This window comes from Mesorhizobium tianshanense, from assembly GCF_007830515.1.
Classification (GTDB): domain Bacteria; phylum Pseudomonadota; class Alphaproteobacteria; order Rhizobiales; family Rhizobiaceae; genus Mesorhizobium; species Mesorhizobium tianshanense.
On the sequence record NZ_VLKT01000006.1, the window covers coordinates 36,037 to 58,668 of the forward strand.

At 62.1% G+C, this 22,632-nt stretch carries 25 protein-coding genes and 1 pseudogene; 18 read left to right on the plus strand and 8 right to left on the minus strand.

Features of this window, described 5'->3' with window-relative positions; genetic code table 11:
* Positions 1 to 4: 4 nt before the first annotated feature.
* A complete protein-coding gene (locus IQ26_RS06120) occupies positions 5 to 1,153 on the minus strand; it encodes a pyridoxal phosphate-dependent aminotransferase (RefSeq protein WP_145714906.1) in 1,149 nt (382 codons plus the stop codon).
* 167 nt (positions 1,154 to 1,320) lie between these two features.
* On the opposite strand from IQ26_RS06120, the gene IQ26_RS06125 reads away from it, so the two are divergent.
* The 6 genes from IQ26_RS06125 (at position 1,321) to aat (ending at position 6,694) form a co-directional block, all read left to right on the plus strand.
* On the plus strand, positions 1,321 to 2,715 hold the full coding sequence (locus IQ26_RS06125) for a M48 family metalloprotease (protein WP_145714908.1): 1,395 nt from the start codon (positions 1,321 to 1,323) through the stop codon (positions 2,713 to 2,715).
* A gap of 104 nt (positions 2,716 to 2,819) precedes the next feature.
* The gene (locus IQ26_RS06130; RefSeq protein ID WP_145714910.1) at positions 2,820 to 3,623 is read left to right on the plus strand and encodes a DsbA family protein; all 804 of its coding nucleotides are present in this window, start codon (positions 2,820 to 2,822) and stop codon (positions 3,621 to 3,623) included.
* A 142-nt stretch (positions 3,624 to 3,765) separates the two neighbouring features.
* Positions 3,766 to 4,200, plus strand: a complete 435-nt coding sequence (aroQ, locus tag IQ26_RS06135; protein WP_145715198.1) for a type II 3-dehydroquinate dehydratase — start codon at positions 3,766 to 3,768, stop codon at positions 4,198 to 4,200.
* 26 nt (positions 4,201 to 4,226) lie between these two features.
* Positions 4,227 to 4,685: an acetyl-CoA carboxylase biotin carboxyl carrier protein gene (gene accB, locus IQ26_RS06140; RefSeq protein ID WP_145714912.1), complete on the plus strand. Its 459-nt coding sequence runs from the start codon at positions 4,227 to 4,229 to the stop codon at positions 4,683 to 4,685.
* Positions 4,686 to 4,703: 18 nt separating this feature from the next.
* Entirely contained in the window at positions 4,704 to 6,047 is a 1,344-nt protein-coding gene (gene accC, locus IQ26_RS06145) for an acetyl-CoA carboxylase biotin carboxylase subunit (RefSeq protein WP_145714914.1), read from the plus strand.
* Between the two features lie 29 nt (positions 6,048 to 6,076).
* The gene (aat, locus tag IQ26_RS06150; RefSeq protein ID WP_145714916.1) at positions 6,077 to 6,694 is read left to right on the plus strand and encodes a leucyl/phenylalanyl-tRNA--protein transferase; all 618 of its coding nucleotides are present in this window, start codon (positions 6,077 to 6,079) and stop codon (positions 6,692 to 6,694) included.
* An 11-nt stretch (positions 6,695 to 6,705) separates the two neighbouring features.
* Here aat and IQ26_RS06155 read toward each other — a convergent pair whose 3' ends face one another.
* The 3 genes and pseudogenes from IQ26_RS06155 to IQ26_RS06170 all read right to left on the minus strand — a co-directional run bounded on the left by IQ26_RS06155 (position 6,706) and on the right by IQ26_RS06170 (position 8,444).
* Positions 6,706 to 7,074 carry a hypothetical protein gene (locus IQ26_RS06155; RefSeq protein WP_145714918.1) on the minus strand — a complete coding sequence of 123 codons (369 nt, stop codon included), beginning with the start codon at positions 7,072 to 7,074 and terminating at the stop codon, positions 6,706 to 6,708.
* A 106-nt stretch (positions 7,075 to 7,180) separates the two neighbouring features.
* Positions 7,181 to 7,585 (minus strand): annotated as a pseudogene (locus IQ26_RS06160) (DUF2155 domain-containing protein); the annotation flags it as partial.
* 460 nt (positions 7,586 to 8,045) lie between these two features.
* Entirely contained in the window at positions 8,046 to 8,444 is a 399-nt protein-coding gene (locus tag IQ26_RS06170) for an NADH:ubiquinone oxidoreductase subunit NDUFA12 (RefSeq protein WP_145714921.1), read from the minus strand.
* Between the two features lie 248 nt (positions 8,445 to 8,692).
* Here IQ26_RS06170 and panB point away from each other — a divergent pair, with 248 nt between their 5' ends.
* On the plus strand, positions 8,693 to 9,535 hold the full coding sequence (panB, locus tag IQ26_RS06175; protein WP_145714923.1) for a 3-methyl-2-oxobutanoate hydroxymethyltransferase: 843 nt from the start codon (positions 8,693 to 8,695) through the stop codon (positions 9,533 to 9,535).
* Positions 9,532 to 10,386, plus strand: coding sequence for a pantoate--beta-alanine ligase (gene panC, locus IQ26_RS06180; protein WP_407660322.1), 855 nt, complete (start codon positions 9,532 to 9,534; stop codon positions 10,384 to 10,386). The genes panB and panC overlap by 4 nt, the downstream gene beginning before the upstream one ends.
* A 73-nt stretch (positions 10,387 to 10,459) precedes the next feature.
* On the opposite strand, the gene IQ26_RS06185 is transcribed toward panC, so the two are convergent.
* A complete protein-coding gene (locus tag IQ26_RS06185) occupies positions 10,460 to 10,948 on the minus strand; it encodes a GNAT family N-acetyltransferase (RefSeq protein WP_145715206.1) in 489 nt (162 codons plus the stop codon).
* A 4-nt stretch (positions 10,949 to 10,952) separates the two neighbouring features.
* Positions 10,953 to 12,452, minus strand: a complete 1,500-nt coding sequence (gatB, locus tag IQ26_RS06190; RefSeq protein ID WP_145714925.1) for an Asp-tRNA(Asn)/Glu-tRNA(Gln) amidotransferase subunit GatB — start codon at positions 12,450 to 12,452, stop codon at positions 10,953 to 10,955.
* 136 nt (positions 12,453 to 12,588) lie between these two features.
* Here gatB and IQ26_RS06195 point away from each other — a divergent pair, with 136 nt between their 5' ends.
* Entirely contained in the window at positions 12,589 to 12,924 is a 336-nt protein-coding gene (locus IQ26_RS06195; protein ID WP_240547021.1) for a DUF6455 family protein, read from the plus strand.
* Between the two features lie 155 nt (positions 12,925 to 13,079).
* On the opposite strand, the gene IQ26_RS06200 is transcribed toward IQ26_RS06195, so the two are convergent.
* Both IQ26_RS06200 and IQ26_RS06205 read right to left on the minus strand, forming a co-directional pair.
* Entirely contained in the window at positions 13,080 to 13,511 is a 432-nt protein-coding gene (locus IQ26_RS06200) for a CBS domain-containing protein (protein ID WP_126042568.1), read from the minus strand.
* Between the two features lie 154 nt (positions 13,512 to 13,665).
* Positions 13,666 to 14,424, minus strand: a complete 759-nt coding sequence (locus IQ26_RS06205; protein WP_145715219.1) for a rhomboid family intramembrane serine protease — start codon at positions 14,422 to 14,424, stop codon at positions 13,666 to 13,668.
* 401 nt (positions 14,425 to 14,825) lie between these two features.
* Between IQ26_RS06205 and IQ26_RS06210 the strand changes: the two genes are divergently transcribed.
* The 9 genes from IQ26_RS06210 (at position 14,826) to IQ26_RS06250 (ending at position 22,382) form a co-directional block, all read left to right on the plus strand.
* Positions 14,826 to 15,464 carry a PAS domain-containing protein gene (locus IQ26_RS06210; RefSeq protein ID WP_145714927.1) on the plus strand — a complete coding sequence of 213 codons (639 nt, stop codon included), beginning with the start codon at positions 14,826 to 14,828 and terminating at the stop codon, positions 15,462 to 15,464.
* A 116-nt stretch (positions 15,465 to 15,580) separates the two neighbouring features.
* Positions 15,581 to 16,198: a PilZ domain-containing protein gene (locus IQ26_RS06215; protein ID WP_145714929.1), complete on the plus strand. Its 618-nt coding sequence runs from the start codon at positions 15,581 to 15,583 to the stop codon at positions 16,196 to 16,198.
* Between the two features lie 346 nt (positions 16,199 to 16,544).
* Positions 16,545 to 17,153 (plus strand): transglutaminase-like cysteine peptidase, encoded by a 609-nt coding sequence (locus IQ26_RS06220; protein ID WP_145714931.1) that lies wholly within the window; start codon positions 16,545 to 16,547, stop codon positions 17,151 to 17,153.
* A gap of 429 nt (positions 17,154 to 17,582) precedes the next feature.
* Positions 17,583 to 18,008, plus strand: a complete 426-nt coding sequence (locus tag IQ26_RS06225) for a globin family protein (RefSeq protein WP_145714933.1) — start codon at positions 17,583 to 17,585, stop codon at positions 18,006 to 18,008.
* A gap of 260 nt (positions 18,009 to 18,268) precedes the next feature.
* Entirely contained in the window at positions 18,269 to 18,505 is a 237-nt protein-coding gene (locus IQ26_RS06230) for a DUF1127 domain-containing protein (protein WP_162457876.1), read from the plus strand.
* A 311-nt stretch (positions 18,506 to 18,816) separates the two neighbouring features.
* Positions 18,817 to 19,395, plus strand: a complete 579-nt coding sequence (locus tag IQ26_RS06235; protein ID WP_145714937.1) for an OsmC family protein — start codon at positions 18,817 to 18,819, stop codon at positions 19,393 to 19,395.
* A gap of 65 nt (positions 19,396 to 19,460) precedes the next feature.
* Positions 19,461 to 20,693 carry a flavin-containing monooxygenase gene (locus IQ26_RS06240; protein ID WP_145714939.1) on the plus strand — a complete coding sequence of 411 codons (1,233 nt, stop codon included), beginning with the start codon at positions 19,461 to 19,463 and terminating at the stop codon, positions 20,691 to 20,693.
* A 10-nt stretch (positions 20,694 to 20,703) separates the two neighbouring features.
* Positions 20,704 to 22,056, plus strand: a complete 1,353-nt coding sequence (locus tag IQ26_RS40290; protein ID WP_145714941.1) for an NAD(P)/FAD-dependent oxidoreductase — start codon at positions 20,704 to 20,706, stop codon at positions 22,054 to 22,056.
* Positions 22,053 to 22,382, plus strand: coding sequence for a MaoC/PaaZ C-terminal domain-containing protein (locus tag IQ26_RS06250; RefSeq protein ID WP_167522666.1), 330 nt, complete (start codon positions 22,053 to 22,055; stop codon positions 22,380 to 22,382). The genes IQ26_RS40290 and IQ26_RS06250 overlap by 4 nt, the downstream gene beginning before the upstream one ends.
* The last annotated feature ends 250 nt before the right edge of the window (positions 22,383 to 22,632 follow it).

Genomic DNA, 22,632 nt, shown 5'->3' on the forward strand with positions numbered 1-22,632 from the left:
CCCGTTACTTCAGCCAGCGTTCGATGCGCACCATCGCCTCGACCATCTCACCGTGGCTGCCGGCATAGGAAAAGCGCATGGTCCGATGGCCTTGAAGCGGATCGAAGTCGCGGCCGGGCGTCGCCGCCACATGCGCCTCGGCCAGCATCCTGCGCGCGAAGGCCATGCTGTCGTTGGTGTGCCTGGTGACGTCGCAGAAGGCGTAGAAAGCCCCATCCATCGGGGCCGCCAGCGTAAAGCCGAGTTCGGGCAGGCGTTTCATCAAAAGCTCGCGATTCCAGGCGTAGCGCGCCTTCACCGCCTCCAATTCCCCGGTCGCCTTGAACGCCTCGATCGCGGCGATCTGGGACAGTTCCGGCGGTGAGATGTAGAGGCTCTGGGCGATGCGCTCCACGGGCCGCACCAGTTGTTCCGGCAGCACCATCCAGCCGATGCGCCAACCGGTCATGCAGTAATATTTCGAGAAGGAATTGATCACCGTCACATCCCGGCCGCAGGCAAGCGCCGTGGTGTCCGGCGCAACGTATGCCAGCCGGTGATAGATCTCGTCGGAGATCACGGCGATGCCGAACTCTTGCGCCGTCCTCACCAGCGCCGACAGCTCGTCGGCGGGGATCACCGCGCCGGTCGGATTGGCCGGACTGGCGAACAACACGCCCTTCAGCTTCTTTTCGCGATGCGCAGCCTTCAGGTGTTCGGCGTGGAGATAGGCATCGCCCCCGAGTTCGATCTCGACGATCTCGATGCCGAGCGCGGCCATGATGTTGCGATAGGCCGGATAGCCGGGTGCGGCGATGGCGACGCGGTCGCCTGGATCGAACATCGCCAGAAAAGCCAGGTTGAAGGCGGCCGACGATCCGGTGGTGACGGCGATCCGGCTGGGCGGGACGTCAAGCCCGTAGTGGTCCGCGTAGTGCTGCGCGATTGCCTCGCGCAAGGCCGCAAGACCCAATGCGTCGGTATAGCCGATGCGACCTGTCTTCAATGCGTTCGCCGCCGCTTGCCTGACCCCGGCCGGCGCCGGGTCGGACGGCTGGCCAACAGCCATGGAAACGACCGGCACGCCCTTGGCCTTCAGCCGATTCGCTTCAGCCAGAATGTCCATGGCGTGGAACGGCTCGACTTCGCCGCGACGCGAAAGCGATACAACCATTTGACCTCATTCCTTGTCGACCCTTGGGTCGGCCTTGCCGGCTGCCGGCGCCAAAGCTTTGGCGTCCGCGCCGCACAAATGCCCGATTGATGTGAGGATCACAAGTTCAGTAAAGTTTCAGTGCCGACTTTTCATCCTTCGCCCGCTCGTCTACCAGTGGACCTGCCATGTTGAGCCGACCCAAATCGACGATTGCCAGGGCAGCGCGCGTCTTCGCGACGTTTTTGCTTGCCGCGACGGTCGCTGTGACCGGCTCGGTCAGCGCCTTCGCGCAAAACGTGCCGGTGGTGCGCGATGCCGAGATCGAAGCGCTGGTGCGCGACTACGCGCGGCCGATCTTCAAGGCGGCGGGCCTGCCGGAAGACGGCGTCAACATCGTGCTGGTCAACGATCAGAGCTTCAACGCCTTCGTTGCCGGGCGCCGCATGTTCATCAACACCGGCGCCTTGATGGCGGCGGAGACGCCCAACGAGATCATCGGCGTCATCGCGCACGAAGCCGGCCATATTGCCGGCGGGCACCAGCAAAAATTGCGCAACCAGCTCGAACGCGCCAAGACGATGGCCATCATCGCGACGCTGCTTGGCGCTGGCGCGATGGTTGCCGGCGCCACCACCAACAGCCGGGGCCTTGCCGGCGCTGGCATGGGTGTTGCGGCTGGCGGCGGCGAGATGGCGCAGCGCAGTATCCTCGCCTATCAGCGCACCGAAGAGATGACCGCCGACCGCTCGGCGATAACCTATCTCAATGCCACCGGCCAGTCCGGCATGGGCATGCTGAAGACGTTCGACCGCTTCCAGAGCGCGTTGTCGCTGTCGGGGGCGCAGGTCGATCCCTATCGAATCAGCCATCCGATACCGCGGGACCGCATCTCCAATCTCGAAGTGCTGGTGAAGAAGAGCCCTTACGTCGACAAGGTCGACTCGCCGGCGCTGCAGCTGCGGCACGACATGATGCGCATCAAGATCGCCGCCTATATGGGAGGCCAGGCCGCCGCATCGCGGCTGATGCGCAAGAACCCGGGCAACCTCGCCTCGCAATATGGCGACGCGCAGACGGCCTATCTTTACGGCAATCTGGCCAAGGCGCTTGCCAAGACCAACGCACTGATCAAGCAACAACCGAAGAACCCGTATTTCCAGGAATTGCGCGGCGACATCCTGATGAAGGCGAACAGGCCGAGGGATGCCGCGGAAGCCTTTGCCAAGGCCGTCAACCTCGACCCGGCGCGATCCGGACTGCTGCTGGTCTCTTACGGCCAGGCGCTGATGGCCACCGGCACGCCCGATTCCCTGGAGAAAGCGGTGGTGCAGATCAACAAAGGCCTCGGGCGAGACCGGGAAAACACCGCGGGATACCGCTATCTGGCGCAGGCCTATGGCGAGCTCGGCAACATCCCGGCCGCGGATCTTGCAACCGCCGAAGGCCATTTCTATTCAGGCGCCTATAAGGATGCCAAAATCTTCGCTATGCGTGCGCAGATGAAAATGAAGCGCGGCGAGCCGGGCTGGATCCGCGCGCAGGACATCATAAATTACGCACCATCAGGCAAGAAAAAGTGAACTTTCCGGCCGTGCGCGGCGACATATAGTCAGGCCAATCGGGTAGTCAGGCCAATCGGGGTCAGACCAATCGGGCCGGAAATCAGGCGAGAGGATTAGGGACAATGAACAAGGCAATTCTGCTTGGCACCACGGGAACGGCGGTCGCTCTCGCCATGCTGGGTTTCGGGTTCGTGACCGGAAGTCCGCAGACGGCAAGGGCCGATGCCGCGCAGATCGCCCAGGCGGCGTCCGCCGACACCAAGGTCGACCGGGCCGAAGTCGAGGGCATCATCCGCGACTATCTCTTGAAGAACCCGGAAGTGCTGCTGGAGGCGCAGGAAGCGCTCGAGGCCAAGCAAAAAGAGGCGCAGAGGGTTGCTAGCCTCAATGTCATCAAAGATGCCAAGGACGAGATCTTCAACTCGACCTTCGACGGCGTCGTCGGCAATCCGAACGGCAAGGTCACCATCGTCGAGTTCTACGACTACAATTGCGGCTACTGCAAACGCGCCATCGATGACATGCAAGCGCTGACGACAGCCGATCCGGACCTGCGCTTCGTGCTCAAGGAGTTCCCGATCCTCGGCCCGGATTCGCAGAAGGCGAGCGTCGTCTCGATGGCCTTCCACCTGATGATGCCGGAGAAATACGGCGAGTTCCACAACGCGCTGCTCGGCGGCCAGGGACGCGCCACCGAAGCGGCGGCCATCAAGGTGGCGCTTTCGCTCGGCGCCGACGAGGCAAAGCTGCGCGAGAAGATGAAGGACCCGTCGATCGCCGAAGCCCTCTCCAAGACCTATGACCTTGCCAACAAGCTGGCCATCACCGGAACGCCCTCCTATGTGGTCGGCAACGAGGTGGTGTTCGGGGCGCTCGGGCAGGAAGTGCTGGCAGAGAAGATCGAGGCGGCCAAGGCCGCACTCTGATCGGCCACTGGTTTCGGCGCAGGCCATTTCCCGCCTGTTGTGGACAGCGAAAGAACCCACTTGCGCTCTTTTCGCAGGCGTTTAAGCCCATTATAGAGGCCCAGTGCGCCAGCTGATGCCGGCGCCGGGAAAGGTCGGCATTTTGAAAACGGTTTTCGTCCTGAACGGTCCCAACCTCAACGCGCTCGGCAAGCGCGAGCCAGGCATCTACGGCGGCAAGACGCTTGCCGCGATCGCCGAAGATTGCAGGCAGGCGGGTGCGGCACTTGGGCTCGAGATCGATTTCCGTCAGTCGAACCATGAGGGCGACCTCGTCGACTGGATACAGGAAGCCGCCGACAAGGCTGTCGGCATCGTCATCAATCCGGGCGCCTACAGCCACACCTCGATCGCCATTCACGACGCCATCCGCTCCATCGCGCCATTGCCCGTCGCCGAAGTTCATCTTTCCAACATCCATGCGCGGGAATCATTTCGCCACGTCTCCATGGTCTCGCCGGTCGCCGTCGGCATGATCTGCGGGTTCGGGCCGCTCGGCTACACGCTGGCGCTGCAGGCGCTGGCCGCACGCCTATGACCGGCCAACAAACAGAAGGCTCGAAAATGTCGATAAAGAAGAACGGTGTTGACCAGCAGCTTATCCGCGATCTGGCGGGCATACTGAACGACACCAACCTCACCGAGATCGAGGTCGAGCTGGGCGACTTGAAGGTGCGCGTGTCGCGACAGGCGCCGGCCGTCCATGCGGTCGCCGCGCCGCAGCCCGCCTATACGCCGCTGGCAGCGCAGCCGGCGGCCGCGATCGTCCCGGCAGCGGCCGACATCTCCAAGAATGCGGTGGCCTCGCCCATGGTCGGCACCGCCTACCTGGCGCCGTCGCCCGACGCCAAGGCGTTCATCGAGGTCGGCCAGCAGGTCAAGGAAGGCCAGACGCTGCTGATCATCGAGGCGATGAAGACGATGAACCAGATCCCCTCGCCCCGGGCCGGCACGGTGACGGCGATCCTGTTCGAGGATGCGCAGCCGGTCGAATATGGCATGCCGCTCGTCGTGATCGAGTAGAGCCGGGAACAGCCGAAAATGTTCCAGAAAATCCTCATCGCCAATCGCGGCGAAATCGCTCTGAGGGTGCTGCGCGCCTGCAAGGAGCTCGGCATCCAGACCGTGGTGGTGCATTCGACCGCCGACGCCGACGCCATGCATGTGCGGCTCGCCGACGAGAGCGTCTGCATCGGCCCGCCGCCGTCGCGCGACAGCTATCTCAACATCCACCAGATCGTCGCCGCCTGCGAAATCACCGGCGCCGACGCGGTGCATCCCGGCTACGGCTTCCTGTCGGAGAATGCCAAATTCGCCGATATCCTCGCCGCGCACAACATCACCTTCATCGGCCCGTCCGGCGATCACATCCGCGTCATGGGCGACAAGATCGAGGCCAAGCGCACAGCAAAGCGCCTGGGCATTCCGGTGGTGCCCGGCTCCGACGGCGCCGTCACCGAGGAGAAGGAAGCAAAGCGTATCGCCGCCGAGATCGGCTATCCCGTGATCATCAAGGCGTCGGCCGGCGGCGGCGGGCGCGGCATGAAGGTGGCGCGCAGCGAGGCCGATCTTGAGGTCGCGCTGCAGACGGCGCGCTCGGAAGCCGGTGCTGCGTTCGGCGACGACGCCGTCTACATCGAGAAATACCTGGAAAAACCGCGCCACATCGAGGTGCAGGTGTTCGGTGACGGTGCCGGACGCGGTGTGCATTTCGGCGAACGCGACTGCTCGCTGCAGCGCCGCCACCAGAAGGTCTGGGAGGAGGCGCCCTCGCCGGCGCTCAACGCCGAGGAGCGCGCGCATATCGGCGGCGTCTGTGCCAAGGCTATCGCCGATCTCGGCTACTCCGGCGCCGGCACCATCGAATTCCTCTACGAGAACGGCGAATTCTACTTCATCGAGATGAACACCCGCCTGCAGGTCGAGCATCCGGTGACGGAGGCGATCACCGGCATCGACCTCGTGCATGAGCAGATCCGTGTCGCCTCGGGCGGCGGGCTTTCGGTGCGCCAGGAAGATATCCGCTTCCAGGGCCACGCCATCGAATGCCGCATCAATGCCGAGGATCCGCGCACCTTCACCCCCTCGCCCGGCACGATCACCCATTTCCACACACCGGGCGGGCTCGGCATCCGGGTCGATTCCGGCGTCTATTCCGGCTACAAGATCCCACCCTACTACGACAGCCTGATCGGCAAGCTGATCGTGCACGGCCGCAACCGCGTCGAATGCATGATGCGGCTGCGCCGCGCGCTCGACGAATTCGTCGTCGACGGCATCAAGACCACGCTGCCGCTGTTCCGGGATCTCGTCGGCAATGCCGACATCGCCAATGGCGAGTATGACATCCACTGGCTGGAAAAATATTTGGCCACAGAGGATTAGGGCGTGAACTTATAGAATATGATGACGCGATGACCCGTCCCTACGCGCCAGGCTATCGCATCCCGACCGACCTGCTGCTCAAGGCCTATGCCTCGGGCGTTTTTCCGATGGCCGAAAGCGCCACCGATCCCGAAGTGTTCTGGGTACGGCCGGAAACCCGCGGCATTATTCCGCTTGATGGTTTCCACGCGCCCAAGAGCCTGAGGAAGGTGATCCGGAAAAACCTGTTCGACATCCGTTTCGATTTCGACTTCGAGGCGACCATCGACGGCTGTGCCGAGAGACGCGAGGAACGCCGGTCGACCTGGATCAATGCTCCGATCCGCGAAGCCTACGTCGAACTCCATCGGATGGGCCATTGCCATTCGGTCGAAGCCCGGCGCGAGGGTCGGCTGGTTGGCGGCCTCTACGGCGTGTCGCTCGGCCGGGTGTTCTTCGGTGAAAGCATGTTCGCCAGGGAAACGGATGCGTCGAAGGTCTGCCTGGTGCATCTGGTCGAGCGCCTGAAGGAACGGCGCTTCGCGCTGCTCGACACGCAGTTCACCACCGAGCACCTCAAACGCTTCGGCGCGGTCGACGTGCCAAGGGGCAGATACGAAAAGATGCTGGCTGACGCGCTGAAAGGCGAAGCTGTCTTTTTTCCCTGATCCGCGCCAGGTCAGTTTTTTGCCGCAGGCTCTAGAGGCGTCTGCGCGTGGAACATCATCTTCCAGCCATCGGCGCGATGGACATAGCCGGTACTGACCAGCGCCGCATAAGGTTCGCCATTGTCGCGAGTGGCATGCGCCTCATAGGTTAGCATGACAATGTCGCTGCCCGGCTCGATGATGCCCTTGAGCTCGATATCGAGATCGCGCCAGCGGTTCGGGTCCGTCGCGGTTTCGGCCATATCGGCGTTGCTCATCGTTTGTGCCATTTGTGGGAAAGCCACCAGGCATTGGGTGTCGGCATTGGCTTTGAAATAGGCAGCGTCGCCGGTCCAGAACCCTTTTTCGAGCTCGAGAAGCTCGCCTTTGTTGGCCATCATGGGACATCCTCCGTACCGCCAGCCATGACCAACGCACGGACAAGGGGGCGGTTCCGGAAGACTCAGCGTGAGATCCCGAACAGGCGATCCCCATGCGCCTGACGTTCTAATTGGTCTTGGCCGCCTCGGGCGCCGGCACATCCGACTTCTGTTTGCATGACTTCAGCCAGACGTCATAGACGGCGTGCTCGACGGCATTGAGGCCGGGGCTTTCGGCAAACATCCAGCCGGTGAAGATGCGGCGGATTTTCCGGTCGAGCGTGATCTCGTCGACCTCGACGAAGGAATCGGTCTTCGGCTCTTCGGTTTGCGGCCGCGAATAGCAGATGCGCGGCGTCACCTGCAAAGCACCGAACTGCACCGTCTCGTCGATATAGACATCGAAGGTGATGATGCGGCCGGTGATCTTGTCGATGCCGGCGAATTCGGCGACGGGATTGGTGATGCGTTCCGGTGCCGCCGGTGCCACCGGCGCCTCCGATGCCTCCGGCGCCGCTGGGGCCTCCGATGCGTCCGGCTCCGCTGGGGCCTCCCATGCCTCAGGTGCCGCTGGCGCCTCCCATGCCTCAGGTGCCGCTGGCGCCTCCCATGCCTCCGGTGCCGCTGGCGCCTCCTGCGCCTGTGCAACGGCCATGCTGCAAGCGGCAAAAGCGGCGGCCGCCGTCAGTCCGCCTATCGAGATTCGGCTGAAAATGCTCATGCAAGGGTCCGGTGGTTTGCGCCCGGGGTGATTCTGTCGCGCCCAAGGCTAGTCGCTGCTGTCAGATCGGCAAGCAGCTAAACGCCAATTGTGGCGATAAAGGACCGATCCGCACCTTGATGAGCGGTTAGAGGCTGTTTCGAAAGTCGGTCCGGCGAGTCATATGGTGGTGGTTTCGAGAACCGGAGCGCAGCGGACATTTAGTCCGTGAGCACCGGAAGCGCAGAAAACGCCATCAGATGGCCGCAGGAGCGAATTTCCAAACAGGCTCTTACGACCCCGGCGTCCAGGCGTCGTAATCGCCCGTCACCTGAGGGCGGTGCTGATTGGTCAGCACGGAACCCTTGGGGCGATAGGCGGCGGCACTTCCGGTGAGGTTCGGCTGATGCGGCTTTTGCCACTCGCGTGGCTTGTAGTTGTCGCTCGGCGGCGCGGTATCGACGCGGTGATGCATCCAGCCATGCCAGCCGGCCGGAATCATCGAAGCTTCCGAATAGTTGCTATAGATGACCCAGCGGCGGGTGCGGCCTTCCGAATCGACACCACCTTCGTAATAGACGTTGCCAGCTTCGTCCTGCCCGACCTTCTTGCCATGCCGCCAGGTGTGGAAACGCGTTCCCAGCGTCTGGCTGTTCCACCATGTGAAAAACTGCAGCAGGAAAGTTTTCATCCAAGTCCTCTTGGCAAGTCCTCGTGGCAAGTCTCGCGCGACGGCAGCGGGGGCGCCTGTTTCCTGCTTATGGCGTCAGCCTATAGCGAAGGCAAGGTTTTGCCGCAAGTGCCGCGCAAATGCTGACGGGAAACCGATGCAAGCCTTCATGTTCGCGGGGGCGCATGCCTTGCCAAGGCTGCCTCGTCTTTCTAAAGCTCTGCTCGCCCGTGCTGTATCCAGCCTGGTGACGGTTGAGGGAGGTAAAGATGGCCGCAGATGCATCCGACCCCGAACTGCGGATCAGCGCCAGCTCCATTCGCCTGCGCAAGGGCGGCGTGCCGATTGTCTGCCTCACCGCCTATACCTACCCTGTCGCTCGCCTGCTGGACGATCACGTCGACCTGCTTCTGGTCGGCGACAGCGTCGCCATGGTTCTCCATGGCCACAAGACCACGCTGGGCGCCTCGCTGGAGATGATGATCGCTCATGGACAAGCGGTGATGCGGGGATCGGCCAGAGCCTGCGTGGTGGTCGACATGCCGGCCGGAAGTTATGAGGATTCGGCGCGCCAAGCCGTAGCCTCGGCACGGCGGATCGTTGGCGGAACCGGTTGCCAGGGCGTCAAGCTGGAGGGCGGCGTCGCAGTCGCCCGACAGATCGCGGCGATCGTCGCTGCCGGCATTCCGGTCATGGGGCATATCGGCTTGCAGCCGCAATCGGTGGAAAGCGACGGCGGCTACAGGATCAAGGGCCGGACGCAGGAGAATGTGGCCGCCCTTTTTCGCGACGCGGACGCTGTCGAAAAGGCCGGCGCGTTTTCGGTGGTCATCGAAGGCACGGTCGAGGCCGTCGCCGCCGACCTCACCCGGCACATGTCCATTCCAACCATCGGCATCGGCGCCAGCAGCGACTGCGACGGCCAGATCCTGGTCATCGACGACATGGTCGGCCTCACCGTCGACCGTGTGCCGAAATTCGTCAAGCAATATGCCGACCTGCGCAGCACCATATCGCAGGCGGCGGCCAGCTATGCAGCCGAGGTGCGAAGCCGGACATTCCCCGGCCCGGGCCATGTCTTTTCCGCCACAACCGACAAAGACAAAGCATGAGCATGAGTCCCCGCGTCGTCGACAGCGTCGCCGCGCTTCGCGCACAAGTCCGCGACTGGCGTCGCGATGGCCTCAGCGTTGCCATGGTGCCGACCATGGGGGCGCTGCACGACGGCCATATCTCGCTGGTCAGGATCGCGCTCGAAAAGGCCGATCGCTGCGTTGTTTCGATCTTCCTCAACCCGACGCAGTTCGCGCCGAGCGAGGACCTCGACAAATATCCGCGCCAGCTCGCCCGCGATCTCGACCGGCTGGCCGAGGCCGGCGCAGAGCTCGCCTTCACCCCAGATGTGACGGAAATGTACCCTACCGGCTTTGCCACGAGGATTTCGGTCGGCGGGCCAGCCGCCGGGCTGGAATCGGATTTCCGGCCGACCTTCTTCGACGGCGTCGCGACGGTCGTGGCAAAGCTCTTCCTGCAGGCATCGCCCGACTATGCGGTCTTCGGTGAAAAGGATTACCAGCAGCTTTGCGTCGTCAGGCAGCTCTGCCGCGACCTCGATCTGCCGGTGGAAATCATCGGCGCGCCAACGGTACGCGACGCGCGTGGCCTCGCCATGTCGTCACGCAACGCCTATCTCGGCGAAGCCGAGCTCGAGGTTGCGCGCAACTTCAACGTCGCCTTGCGCCAGACGGCCGCGGCACTTGCGGCAGGCGGCGACGAAGGCAGCACAACCGCCGAGGCCAGCCGCGCGCTCGTCAAGGTTGGCTTCGACAAAGTCGACTATGTCGCCGCGCGCGAGAGCCTGACGCTCGCCCCATGGCGGCGAGACCGTGACGGACGCCTGCTCGCAGCCGCCTGGCTGGGCAAGACCAGGCTGATCGATAATGTGGAAGTTCCCTCCACTTAAAGTGCGTCGCGTCCGAAGGCACGACGCGCTTAGCTAGATTCTTGCAGGCGTCGGCCATCATCCCGGCCGACACCTATCCGATCGCCTTCTCGAAAATCAGTGCCGACAGTCCTGAGCCGCCGCCACAGTCGGCGGTGTTGCCGGCGGGTAAAAACCCTTTCGAGCGATAGAAGGCGACGGCCGCAGCATTTGCCTCTTCCACTTCGACACGCAGCGTCCGCGCCTCCGGAAAGCTGGCCTCGACCTCTTCCAGCAATGCCTGGCCGATCCCTTGCCTCTGGCAGGCCGGATGCACGTAGAGCTGGTTCAGCATGATGATCTTCGCGTCCGTGGTGGCCGCGGCGAACGCCATGCCGCCGATGCGCTTGCCGTCGTCCGCGACCACGAATTCGGAATTCGGACGTGCCAGTCGCGCCTTGAGCGAGGCGATCGAATGCCATTCATCTGATATCTCGGTGACTTTGGCGGCACCATAGATGCTGTCGTAGGTGGCGTGCCAGGTTTCAACCAGCAGCGCGCGGACCGCGGCAAGATCGCGCTCGCCAGCGGTGCGGACGAACATCATCCTATTCGATCCCGAGCTTGGCCTTGACGAGATCGTTGACCGCTTGCGGGTTGGCCTTGCCGCCCGTCGCCTTCATCACCTGGCCGACGAACCAGCCGGCCATGGTCGGCTTGGCGCGCGCCTGCTCGACCTTGTCCGGGTTGGCTGATATCACCTCGTCTACCGCCTTTTCGATGGCGCCGGTGTCGGTGACTTGCTTCATACTGCGGCTTTCGACCAGTTGGCGCGGATCGCCACCCTCGTTCCAGACGATCTCGAACAGATCCTTGGCAATCTTGCCAGAGATGGTGCCCTCCTTGATCAGGTCGATGACAGCGCCAAGCTGATCGGGCGAAACAGGAGCATTTTCAATATCCTTGCCGGCCTTGTTCAGAGCGCCCAGCAGATCGTTGATGACCCAGTTGGCGGCGAGCTTGCCGTCGCGACCAGCGGCCACCTTCTCGAAATAGTCGGCGATCGCCTTTTCCGACACCAGGATCGAGGCGTCGTAGGTCGACAGGCCGAGCGAGGAGATCAGCCGCGCCTTCTTGTCGTCCGGCAGTTCAGGCAGATCCTTCGCCAGCGCGTCGACATAGGCCTGGTCGAATTCCAGCGGCAGGAGGTCGGGGTCCGGGAAATAGCGGTAGTCGTGCGCTTCTTCCTTGGAGCGCATCGAGCGCGTCTCGCCCTTGTTGGGGTCGAACAGCCGCGTTTCCTGGTCGATCTTGCCGCCATCCTCCAAAATGGCGATCTGCCGGCGCGCCTCGTAGTCGATGGCCTGGCCGATGAAGCGGATCGAGTTGACGTTCTTGATCTCGCAGCGCGTGCCGAATTCGCCACCGGGCCTGCGCACCGAGACGTTGACGTCGGCGCGCAGCGAGCCTTCGTCCATATTGCCGTCGCAAGTGCCGAGATAGCGCACGATGGTGCGCAGCTTGGTGACATAGGCCTTGGCCTCGTCGGCGGAGCGCATGTCGGGCTTGGAAACGATCTCCATCAGCGCCACGCCGGAGCGGTTGAGGTCGACATAGGACATGGTCGGATGCTGGTCGTGCATCGACTTGCCAGCATCCTGCTCCAAATGCAGGCGTTCGATGCCGACCTCGATGTCCTCGAATTCGCCCTGCCGGTCCGGGCCGACCGAGACGATCACCTTGCCCTCGCCGACGATCGGCTGCTTGAACTGCGAGATCTGATAGCCCTGCGGCAGATCGGGATAAAAGTAGTTCTTCCGGTCGAAGACCGACTTGTGGTTGATCTCGGCCTTCAGCCCGAGGCCGGTGCGGATCGCCTGCTTGACGCATTCCTCGTTGATGACCGGCAGCATGCCCGGCATCGCCGCATCGACCAGGCTGACATTGGCGTTGGGTGCGGCACCGAAAGCCGTCGAGGCGCCGGAGAACAGCTTTGCCTCCGAAGTCACCTGCGCGTGGACCTCGAGGCCGATGATGATTTCCCAGTCACCGGTGGCGCCTGATATCAGGCGTTTGGCGTCGGGCGTGCGGGTGTCGATGAGGGTCATGGCGATCCAGATAGTTGTTGTTCAAATTGTCTGGCGTTGTCGGCCGACAAAATCAACCGTTCGCTAGATCAATCGGTCGGAACTGGCAAGGGAGAGCCCTGTTGGCCTAAATCCCTCGTTCATCGAAATCCCCCTGTTGACCGAGATCAATGTCGCCGGTTGCCAGCACGATGATGATTGCCAAGAGGCAGGAGTGACCGACATGAGTTTTCTCGACTATTTGATTTCAGTCGACGCCAGAACCGCATTGATGGGTCGCATGATGCAGAAACTGGGAGTCGACCGGCAGTTGAAAACCGTACCCGACCACGAAGCCGTCACCAGTCGCGCCGTCGACCGCTGCCGTTCGTGTGGCCATCAGGACGAATGCGCGATTTGGCTCGACGAAAACGAGCAACCGAACGATCCGCCGGACTATTGCCGCAACCGTGACTTGATCGCACGGCTTCAACATGCGGCCGGCCTGCGTTAAACCATGTCGCCAAAAAGCATGGCTTCGGTCTTGAGCCGAGGCTGCGCAGCGGCTTTGTGGTAACGACATCCATGAAAGGAACTCAAAGCGCGTCGCATGAATCCCTTCGGACGCGACGCGCTTCAGGCCGGCCGGACGGCTGAAGAAACAGGCCGTCAGGCCGTCGCGATATAGGCCCTGATCTCCGCGGCCTCGCGCTCGACATCCTCGATGCGCCGCTTGACCACATCGCCTATGGACACGATGCCGTCGAGCAGGCCGTCCTTTTCCACCGGCAGATGGCGGAAACGGCCACTGGTCATGATCTCCATGACTTCGTTGACGGTGTGGTTCTCATTGCAGATCTTCACTTTGGGCGTCATTGCCGAACGCACCGCGATATCCAGGGCGGCGGCTCCTTCCCTGGCGAGGACCCGCACGACGTCGCGCTCGGAAAGAATGCCGACGATCTTGTGATCGCCATTGGTGATGACCAGCGCACCGATCCTGTGTTCGGTCAGGATGCGAATGGCCTCGCTCAGCTTTTCGTTCGGCCCGAGCGTCAACACATCATGGCCTTTTTGCTCGAGAATTGCCTTAACAGTCATGGCGTCCTCCTCAGTCTTACTTGCCGGTTCCTGCCCTGACCGGCTTAGTGCCAGACATCGTGCGCCGCGATCGATCGCATTTCAAGTGCGGCGCCTCAATGAGCATCGCATGTCGTTGTCCCAAAACTGCTGCGCACTTTTGGGACAACATGCTTCAGGCCATGAACTCGTCCGCCTGATGCCGCCGATCGAAAGCGCGCAGGCCGAAGAAGCCGGCGACAAAACCGCCAATATGCGCCTCCCAGGCGATCTGGCTGTCGATGCCGGGCGCGAAGGCAATGAGGCCGGTGACGAGATTGATCACCATCCAGATGGCGAGAAAGGTCACAACGCCGCGCGAGCGGAACACCGCCGCCATCGGCAGCGGCGCGCCGGCGAAGGCGGCTTTGCCGGACGAGCGGTCGGTGCGAAAGCCAAGGCGGGCGGCGGCGCCCATCATGCCGGAAATCGCACCCGACGCGCCGACCAGCGGCGTCTGGCCGAGCGGATGCATGGCCCAAAACAACACAACCGCCGCCAGCCCCGTCGCCGCGAAGAACAGACTGAACCGAAGCGCGCCGAAGCGGTTCGCCAGCGGTGAACCGAAAGCCGCCAGCCACACCATGTTGATGGCAAGATGAGCAAAGCCGCCATGCAGGAAAGCGTAGGTGAAGGGGCTCGAAAACGCATAGAAATCGAGATCGAAGCGACTGGAATAGCGGATCGGAATGAAGGCGGTCCGGATCAGCAGGGAGAAATCCTGGTCGTCGGTGAGTCCATAGACCCGGATCAGGTGAACGACGACGCAGATGCCGATCGCCGCCAGCACGACGGGTGGCAGGTTGAACACCGGCTCGCGGCGCCATTGTGGCTCGCGGCCGACAGGACCGCCCTCGCCCCGCTCGATTTCCGATGGGCTTGCTGATTCGCTCATATGCCTTGCGCTCGGGTCGCTGAATTCGACTTCGCGAGCATGTAGGCCATGGCCGACCGAATCACAAACAGCGAATCGGCGCGAATCAAACTGGGCGCGAATCAAAAAAGAAGCCGTCCAAGGTTTCCCTTGAACGGCGGGTCGAGCACCCTGCTCCCCAAACTCTTGACTGAACTGCTGCCGATCGCTGCGAAACGACCTCTTCTGGAGTGGTTTTAGCGTGCCACGGGCTCGGGTGGAGCGCAACGTAAACCACTTGTTAACCTTAACGACCCCGACCCGTGAACAAGTGTTAACGATGCTGGCACGCATCCTGCTCCGCAACGCATGTAGGTCCTCGGAGGGCGCCCTTCTGTTCACCGATGGGACATCAGACGACAGATTGCGCGGAGCAGCATAGCATGAACCAGAACGGATCGATCACGCTGTTCCATTATTGGAACCGGTTGCGTGACGGGCGCCCTGCCCCGAAGCGTTCGGAGGTCGAACCGGCCGACATCAAGTCGCTGCTGGCCGACACGTTCATCCTCGAAAAGGATACGCGCGGCGAAGCGGTGTTCCGGCTCGCCGGCACCAGGCTTTGCGCGGTCTATGGCCGCGAGCTCAAGGGGTTTTCCTTCCCGTCGCTGTGGCGGGAGAAGGACCAGCGGCTTGTCTCACGGCTGATCCACGGCGTCTTGGACCAGAAATCCGTGGTGCTCATCACCTATGAAGGTTTCAGCCGCAGCAATCGCTCCAGTAAGTTCGAACTGCTCGCCCTGCCGCTCGACGGCGGCGTCGAAAATCCGCGCTGCCTCGGCGTGATAAGCGCCGCGGAAAAACCCTTCTGGCTGGGTGCGGATCCGATCGTCGACGCCTTGATCGATTCGATCCGTGCCGTCGATCCGGAGAAGGAGCCGATATTTCTGAAGACCCGGCCGGCCATCGACGTTCCCTCGCTTGTCCCGTCGGAACTCGATCCACCTGAAACGATTTCGGCGCTTGGCCACGCGCGCCGCATCCGCCATCTGGTCGTGTTCGACGGCGGGCGCGACGAATAATCGTGAATCCTAAAGTAACGGTGCCAGGCTTTCCCCTTTGTTAACTTGCTTTGCTGTAATTTCCTGACGAAATTCCTCGCATCAGCGCGCGGGATGCCAACGGGGTGTAGGCAGTCATGAGGTCAGCGGCGGTCGACACCGCGCCGTCTCGAGCTGAAAGGCGCAACTTTCAGCGCGTCCGCGTGAAGATATATGGACGCTTCATGCTGGAGGATCGCACCGAACATCCGTGCCAGGTGGTCGACATGTCGCCGGGCAATGTTGCGCTTCGCACCGAGCGCATCGGCATGCCGGGCGAGAAAGTCATCGCCTATATCGATCACATCGGCCGCGTCGAAGGCGTCGTCACCCGCATCCTGCAAGATGGTTTCGCGATGACGGTCATCGCGTCGGAACGCAAGAAGGACAAGCTTGCCGCGCAATTGACCTGGCTTGCCAACAAACACGAGCTCGATCTGCCGGAAGACCGCCGTCACGAACGCGTGGCGCCGCGCAATCCGAGCAGCGTGCTTCAGCTCGCCGACGGGCGCCAGTACCAGTGCCGTATCATCGACCTGTCGCTTTCGGGCGCCGCGGTCGAGATCGACGTCAAGCCGGCAGTCGGCGTCCAGGTCATGCTGGGCACCATGCGCGGCCAGGTGGTGCGGCATTTCGAGGAAGGCGTCGCCATCGAGTTCGCCGTCATCCAGCGGCCGGAAACACTCGATTCCGAATTCAACGCGCCCGGCGTCTGACAAACAACACATTGCGCAATCGAAACGGCCCGTTTCGACAGGGCAATCGCATATGGGCAAGAGCCCCCATCACCTGCGGCGCCAGCCTCTTCTCCCCAGCGGGGAGAAGGTGGCCGCGAAGCGGCCGGGGACACCCATATGCGATTGCCCGGCCGTTCCGGCCGGCTTTCTGGTGACCCACGCCGCGACAATGCGGCTTCGCGAAAAAACGCCTCAACGATTTTATACTGAAATGATTCAAATTTTACGCTTATTCTATAGGCGTTTTACTTAATATCTACTTCGCGCTTTTGCGTCGAATAAATCCAATCATGTCATTGTCTCCTCAAACGGGGAGACTGGAACGATGACGAAGACGAGGGGCAAGCTGTTGCTCTTGGCAATGGCGATGCAGTTTTTCGCCGTGGGGACGACGAACGCAGCGGGACCTGCCTTCATGCATACCGGCAGCCGCACCACCCAGCCGGTCGGTCATTACGAGCTCTGCCAGCAGATCCCGCGGGAATGCAATGAGCGGACGCCGAAGCAGGCGCCGGTCGAGCTGACCCGCAAGCTGTGGGCAAGGATCGTGAACATCAACAATTCGATCAACGGCGAGATCGCGCCGCGCACCGACATGGAACTGTGGGGCAAGGAAGAAGTCTGGTCCTATCCCAGCAGCGGCTTCGGCGACTGCGAGGACTATGCGCTGGCGAAGCGCCGCGCGTTGATGAGGATCGGCGTTCCCGCCGGCGACCTGCTGATGACGGTTGCGCGCCAGCGGAACGGAGACGGCCACGCTGTGCTGACCGTGCGCACCAGCCTCGGAGAGTTCATCCTCGACAATCTGGAGTCCAAGGTGCTGTCCTGGACCGACACAGACTACACCTACCTGAAGCGCCAATCGAGCCAGAATTCGGGCGCTTGGGTCACGATCAACGACGGCCGCTCCGACGCGGTCGCCAGCGTCCGCTAGACGCGACGCAAAAACCCGGTCGAGTCCCCACTCTCCCCGTCCCAACGACCGGGTTTAGGAGCCGGCCCCGTCCCCGGGCCGGCTCCACCGTTTCAAGCGGCACTGGACCCAGATGGTGGCAATGGGACTTGCGCGTTGGGAATGGCGGAGATGACCGATGCGGACATTGGTCTGATCGCGACAAATCCAGCAGCGCATTCGAGTGATCTGCGATCAGAGGACCGTTCGGAATGTTTCCTAGATGCTTGGCCACATCGAGAGGTTTCCGGCACCGTCCGACACAGAAGGAATCTGAACACAACTGAGCGCAAACAGAACCCCAATTGAAACACAACTGAAACACATTGGCGCGCCGGGCGACATGCATGCGAAACGCTTTGGGGGGACGGTCGAGCCTCACTCTGACTATGAATCCCTGGAGCGTCGCCGATGACACCCGACCAGATCAGACTTGTCCAGGATAGTTTCCACGAGGTCCTCCCGATACGCGTGGCCGCCGCCGCTCTGTTCTATGAACGCCTGTTCGCGATCGACTCGGATCTTCGCGCGCTGTTTTTGGCGAGTGACATGCCCAAGCAAGGTGCCAAGCTGATGGCGAGCTTGGGCTTCGTCGTGCGCGGACTGGATCATGCCAACACCGTCCTCCCGACAGTGCGCGAACTCGCCAAGCGTCATGTCACTTACGGCGTCAAGGAGCATCATTACCCGATCGTCGGGCAAGCGCTCATCGACACGTTGGCGGCCAGCCACGGCACGGCCTTCACGCCGGCGGTCCGCGAGGCTTGGGAGGCAGCCTATGCGTTGCTCGCAAGCGTGATGATCGCGGCTGCCCGCGAGGATCAGCTCGCAGCCTGAGACATCGGATGCCGGAACACTCGGCACTTAAAAAATTAGGCATGTCCGCGCTTTGAAACCAAACGCGCCAGTGGCCCAGCCCGGCGGCCGGGATTGACAGTGGCTGTCGATTTCCGTGGTAGCATAGGCGGTTTAAACGGATCCATTCCCTCGAATTCGACTATAATTCGACGGAGACTCAAACGCTCACTCCCCTGCTCCTGTCGCAATCTCCTCTAATCGACGGCGCGAATTGTCGCGTCGCGAGGATGGAGACAAAAATGACCACTATCGATCATGCAAACTATTCCGCCTCGAGAGACAGGCTCGACGCTATCGGTTTCGCCAAATCCGCAATCCGCCTGGCCTTCCGTGCATTGAAGATGCGCAGCGAGCGAGCCGCGCTCCACGAAATGCCCGACTATCTGCTCAAGGACATCGGCATCGGCCGCTCAGAGATCGATCACGTCACGTCGATGCGATTACAATTGCCGACAGCGCTCAAAGCGGTCGCTTGAACGCGAAATGATGCCGATCCACATTGACCCGGGCCTGTTGAACAGGCTCGGCTCGGCGGGCGCGAGAGGTTGCCCCGAAGTCGAGCCAAGCCTTCAACACAAGAATTACTCAACCGCGCAATCCCTGGCGATCACCTCGCCGGGGTTTTGGCGCTTTGAACAAGGCCCACGTCTCGCAGATCGTTTCGTGGCATGTGGATCAAAGCAATTCCATGGCAAATTCCACGAACGCAACCACCCTCGTTCAAACGCAACGCCGTCACAAGGAAGCGGTCCGGCAAATTCGCCGCACTATTCACTTGGAGAAGACGATGCAACACACCACCAAGGCCTCAAGGCCACCGTTGAACGGCGTCGACACGCCGAACCTTCTGGCAACGATCAACTTTGTCGCCGGCCAGCCTGAATTGGCCAAGTTCCAGTTCCGCGCCCACAACGAGTGGGTCGAAGGGACCCACAGCAAGAGCGTCATGCTGGGCTTCCACGGCGCCGGCCAGGAACAGAAGCATGCCAAAGCGTATTACGCCGACAGCGACCACCCGGCCGTGCTGTGCGGCGCCGATCACGGCCCCACCCCGGTCGAATGGCTGCTGCATGCGCTCGCCAGCTGCCTGATGTCCGGCGTGGCGAACATAGCCGCCGCCAGAGGCATCAAGCTGACCAAGGTGCAGTGCTCCGTCGACGGCGACATCGATCTGCGCGGCATCCTCGGCATTTCCGACGAGGTCCGAAACGGCTTTCAGAACATCGCGGTGGCTTTCGATATCGAAGGCGATGCGCCGCCCGAGAAGCTTCAGCAACTGGTCGAGCAGGCACGGGCACGGTCCGCGGTCTTCGACGTGCTGACGAACGGTGTTTCCGTTTCGGTCGGTGTCAAAACCATCCAGTGATCCACCCGGAAAGACGGTTCGGACGGGTGTCTGAACCGTCGTCCACCAAAGCTGATGGAAACAATATGGAACAGGCTGACGTTGTCATCGTCGGCGCTGGCCAGGCGGGCATCGCCTTGAGCCATTGCCTTCGCAACCGCGGGATCCCGCACGTCGTTCTGGAGCGCGGGCGCATTGGCGAACGGTGGCGGTCCTCGACATGGCATTCGCTCCGCCTTTTGACGCCCAATTGGCTGAACGCGCTGCCAGGCTCCCCTTATCGTGGCTCCGAACCCGACGGTTACATGACGCGCGACGCGTTTGTGGAAACCCTGGTCGGCTATGCCCATCAATCGCAAGCGCCGGTGCGCTCGTACGTCGATGTCTTGTCGTGCGAACAGGATGGGCAAGGCTTCAGCCTGAGGACGACCGCCGGCGACTGGTCGGCGAAAGTCGTCGTTGTGGCCACCGGTCATTGCGACGTGCCAAGCATACCCTTCGCGCCGCATGCCGGCGCGGATCAACCGGTCAGCATCCACGCTTCGCAGTACCAAAGTCCCGACGAGCTTGCGTCGGGCGGTGTGCTGGTGGTCGGCGCGTCGTCGTCAGGCGTCCAGATTGCCGACGAGCTGGGACGCAGCGGCAGGCGCGTAATCCTGTCCGTCGGCAAGCACACGCGCTTGCCACGGATCTGGCGAGACAAGGATATCTTCTGGTGGCTCTATCATATGGGATTCATGTCCCAGCGGCTGGACGATTTGACAGATCCGGATAGCGCCAGGCGACAGCCTTCGCTTCAACTGGCCGGTCGGACGGATCACTCCAATGTCGATCTGGCGACCCTTCAGCGCATTGGGGTCGAACTAACAGGGCGGTTGAACGACATCTCGAACCGGACAATTTGCTTTGCCGACGATCTCGAAGACAGCGTCACGGCGGCGGACGCCAAGCAGGACAGGCTTCTTCGCCAGATCGACCAGTTCGCGGGTCACAAATCCATGATCTTCGGTCCCGCTCCGATCAAGGTGCCGCCGAATTGCCTCAAGCGCCTGTCGTTCGCGAACGACGACATCGGCGCCATCATATGGGCGACCGGTTACAGCCGCTCGTTTTCATGGCTGAAACTACCGGCCTTCACCGCCGATGGCGAACTGGCCCACAAGGACGGGATCACGACCGTCGCCGGCCTCTACGCGCTCGGCTTCCGCTTTCTGCGCAAACGCGATTCCAATTTCATTGGAGGCGTTGGCGCGGACGCGGAAGCGATCGCCGCTCATGTCTCACACTATCTCGGTCAGAGCGGCCTCAAGGCTGCGTAAGGACATTCCAATGCGTTCCAGCATTGTCCCCCTACATTCTCATTACGACGCCATCATCGTCGGCGCGCGGTGCGCCGGAGCCTCGACGGCAATGCTGCTCTCCCGGGCGGGATTGCGGGTGCTGGCAGTCGACCGCCAGCCCTATGGATCTGACACGTTGTCTACACACGCACTGATGCGACCAGCCGTCATACAGCTTTCGCGTTGGGGCCTGCTCCAACCGTTGATCCGAAGCGGTGCGCCAGTGATCAGGTCTACCACTTTTCACTATGGCGAGCAGGAAGCCACGGTGCCCATCCGGGCCGAGCCAGATATTCCGGGCTTGATCGCTCCGCGGCGCACGGTGCTTGATCGCATGTTGGTCGATGCAGCACGAGCCGCTGGAGCCACGATTATGCACGACACTCCGGTCCATGATCTCATATTCGACGCACATCGCCGTGTTCGCGGCGTCGCATTGAGAGATGCCGGCGGCCAAACTCGCGAGATAAGCGCCGATATCGTGGTTGGAGCAGACGGGCTCGGCTCGTTTATCGCTCGCAAGGTCGAGGCACGGACGCTGGTGCAGGGGCGGTGCTCGGTGGCACATGTCTTCGGTTACGCCCCCGCGCCAGCGTTCTCGGGATACCACTGGTATTTCGGTCGGAACTCATCCGGCGGCATGATACCGACGAATGACGGGCTTGCCTGTATCGTCGCCTCCGTTCCGACCGAGCGGTTTGACGCGGAGTTCCGTTTCGATCTTTCGGCCGCACAGCTTGCCCTGGCAGCGCTGGCGCCCGGATTGGGGTCGCGGGTCTTCGGCAATGGCGGCGAACGTTTGAAGGCCTTCCGCGGCACGCCCGGCCGATTGAGGCAGGCATACGGCCTTGGCTGGATGTTGGTCGGAGATGCCGGCTTCTTCCGCGACCCTCTGACCTCGCATGGTATTTCCGACGCCCTGCGTGATGCCGAAGGGGCCGCGACGGCAATCCTTTCATATCGCGAGTCCGCATTGCGGGAGTTCCAGGAAATACGCGACAGCCTCGCACTGCCTATCCTTGAGACCACGGACGCCATCAGTGCCTTCGACTGGTCCCTCGAAGAGCTGCCTGAACGCCACAAGCGCTTCAGCGAGGCGATGAAATCCGAGGTCGCTGTGCTCCTGGCCCGGGCGGCGCGATCGCGAGGTTCCGCCTATCCCGCAAGGGCTGGTGACGTCGCAGCTAGAGGCAATCTGAACACAAACCAAGGAGCAAGGCTATGCAAACGATCATACGATCCGGATGGTCCGGAGTGCGGTTCGGAAAACCGGAAGTCGGGGCCAGTTCAGAGCGAAGGCGCGTCACCCGAACTGGCGACATCATTGCGTTCAGCGACATGACCGGCGACAGGAATCCACTCCACTACGATGATATCCTGTCCGCCCGCACCGTATTCGGCCGTCTCATAGTTCAGGGCGGTGTCACTTCGGGCCTTCTCAATGCTCTGGTGGCCGAGGACTTGCCGGGACCCGGCACCGTCTTTCTTGGCGTCGAGTGGAAGTTCCTCAAGGCCGTCGGTATCGGCGAGGAGATCGTCGCACGCGCGGACGTGCTTAGCGTGCGGGAAGACAAGCCGATCTGCACGCTGTCAACCACCGTCGCAAACTCGGCAGGTGAGATTTGCCTGTCCGGCACGGCAACGACCTACACTGTGCCGCTCGATTAGCCGCCATAGGTTGCCGGACGCTCCGCATTTCCATGCTCTCCCACACGCTGTCTCCAACGGGCGGACCGCATGTTCGAGGAACGTAGCGGAATGGTCCGCTGCAAACCAAGGAGCCAACTTATGAACATCTCATTCGGTGTCTATGCAACCCCGCCATCCACTCTGTGGAAGGACATCCGCAAAGGTCCTCCGCTCGAGGCAGTCCGGGAGCACCTTGACCGGGTGGTTAACTTCAGACGCCTTTGCGAGA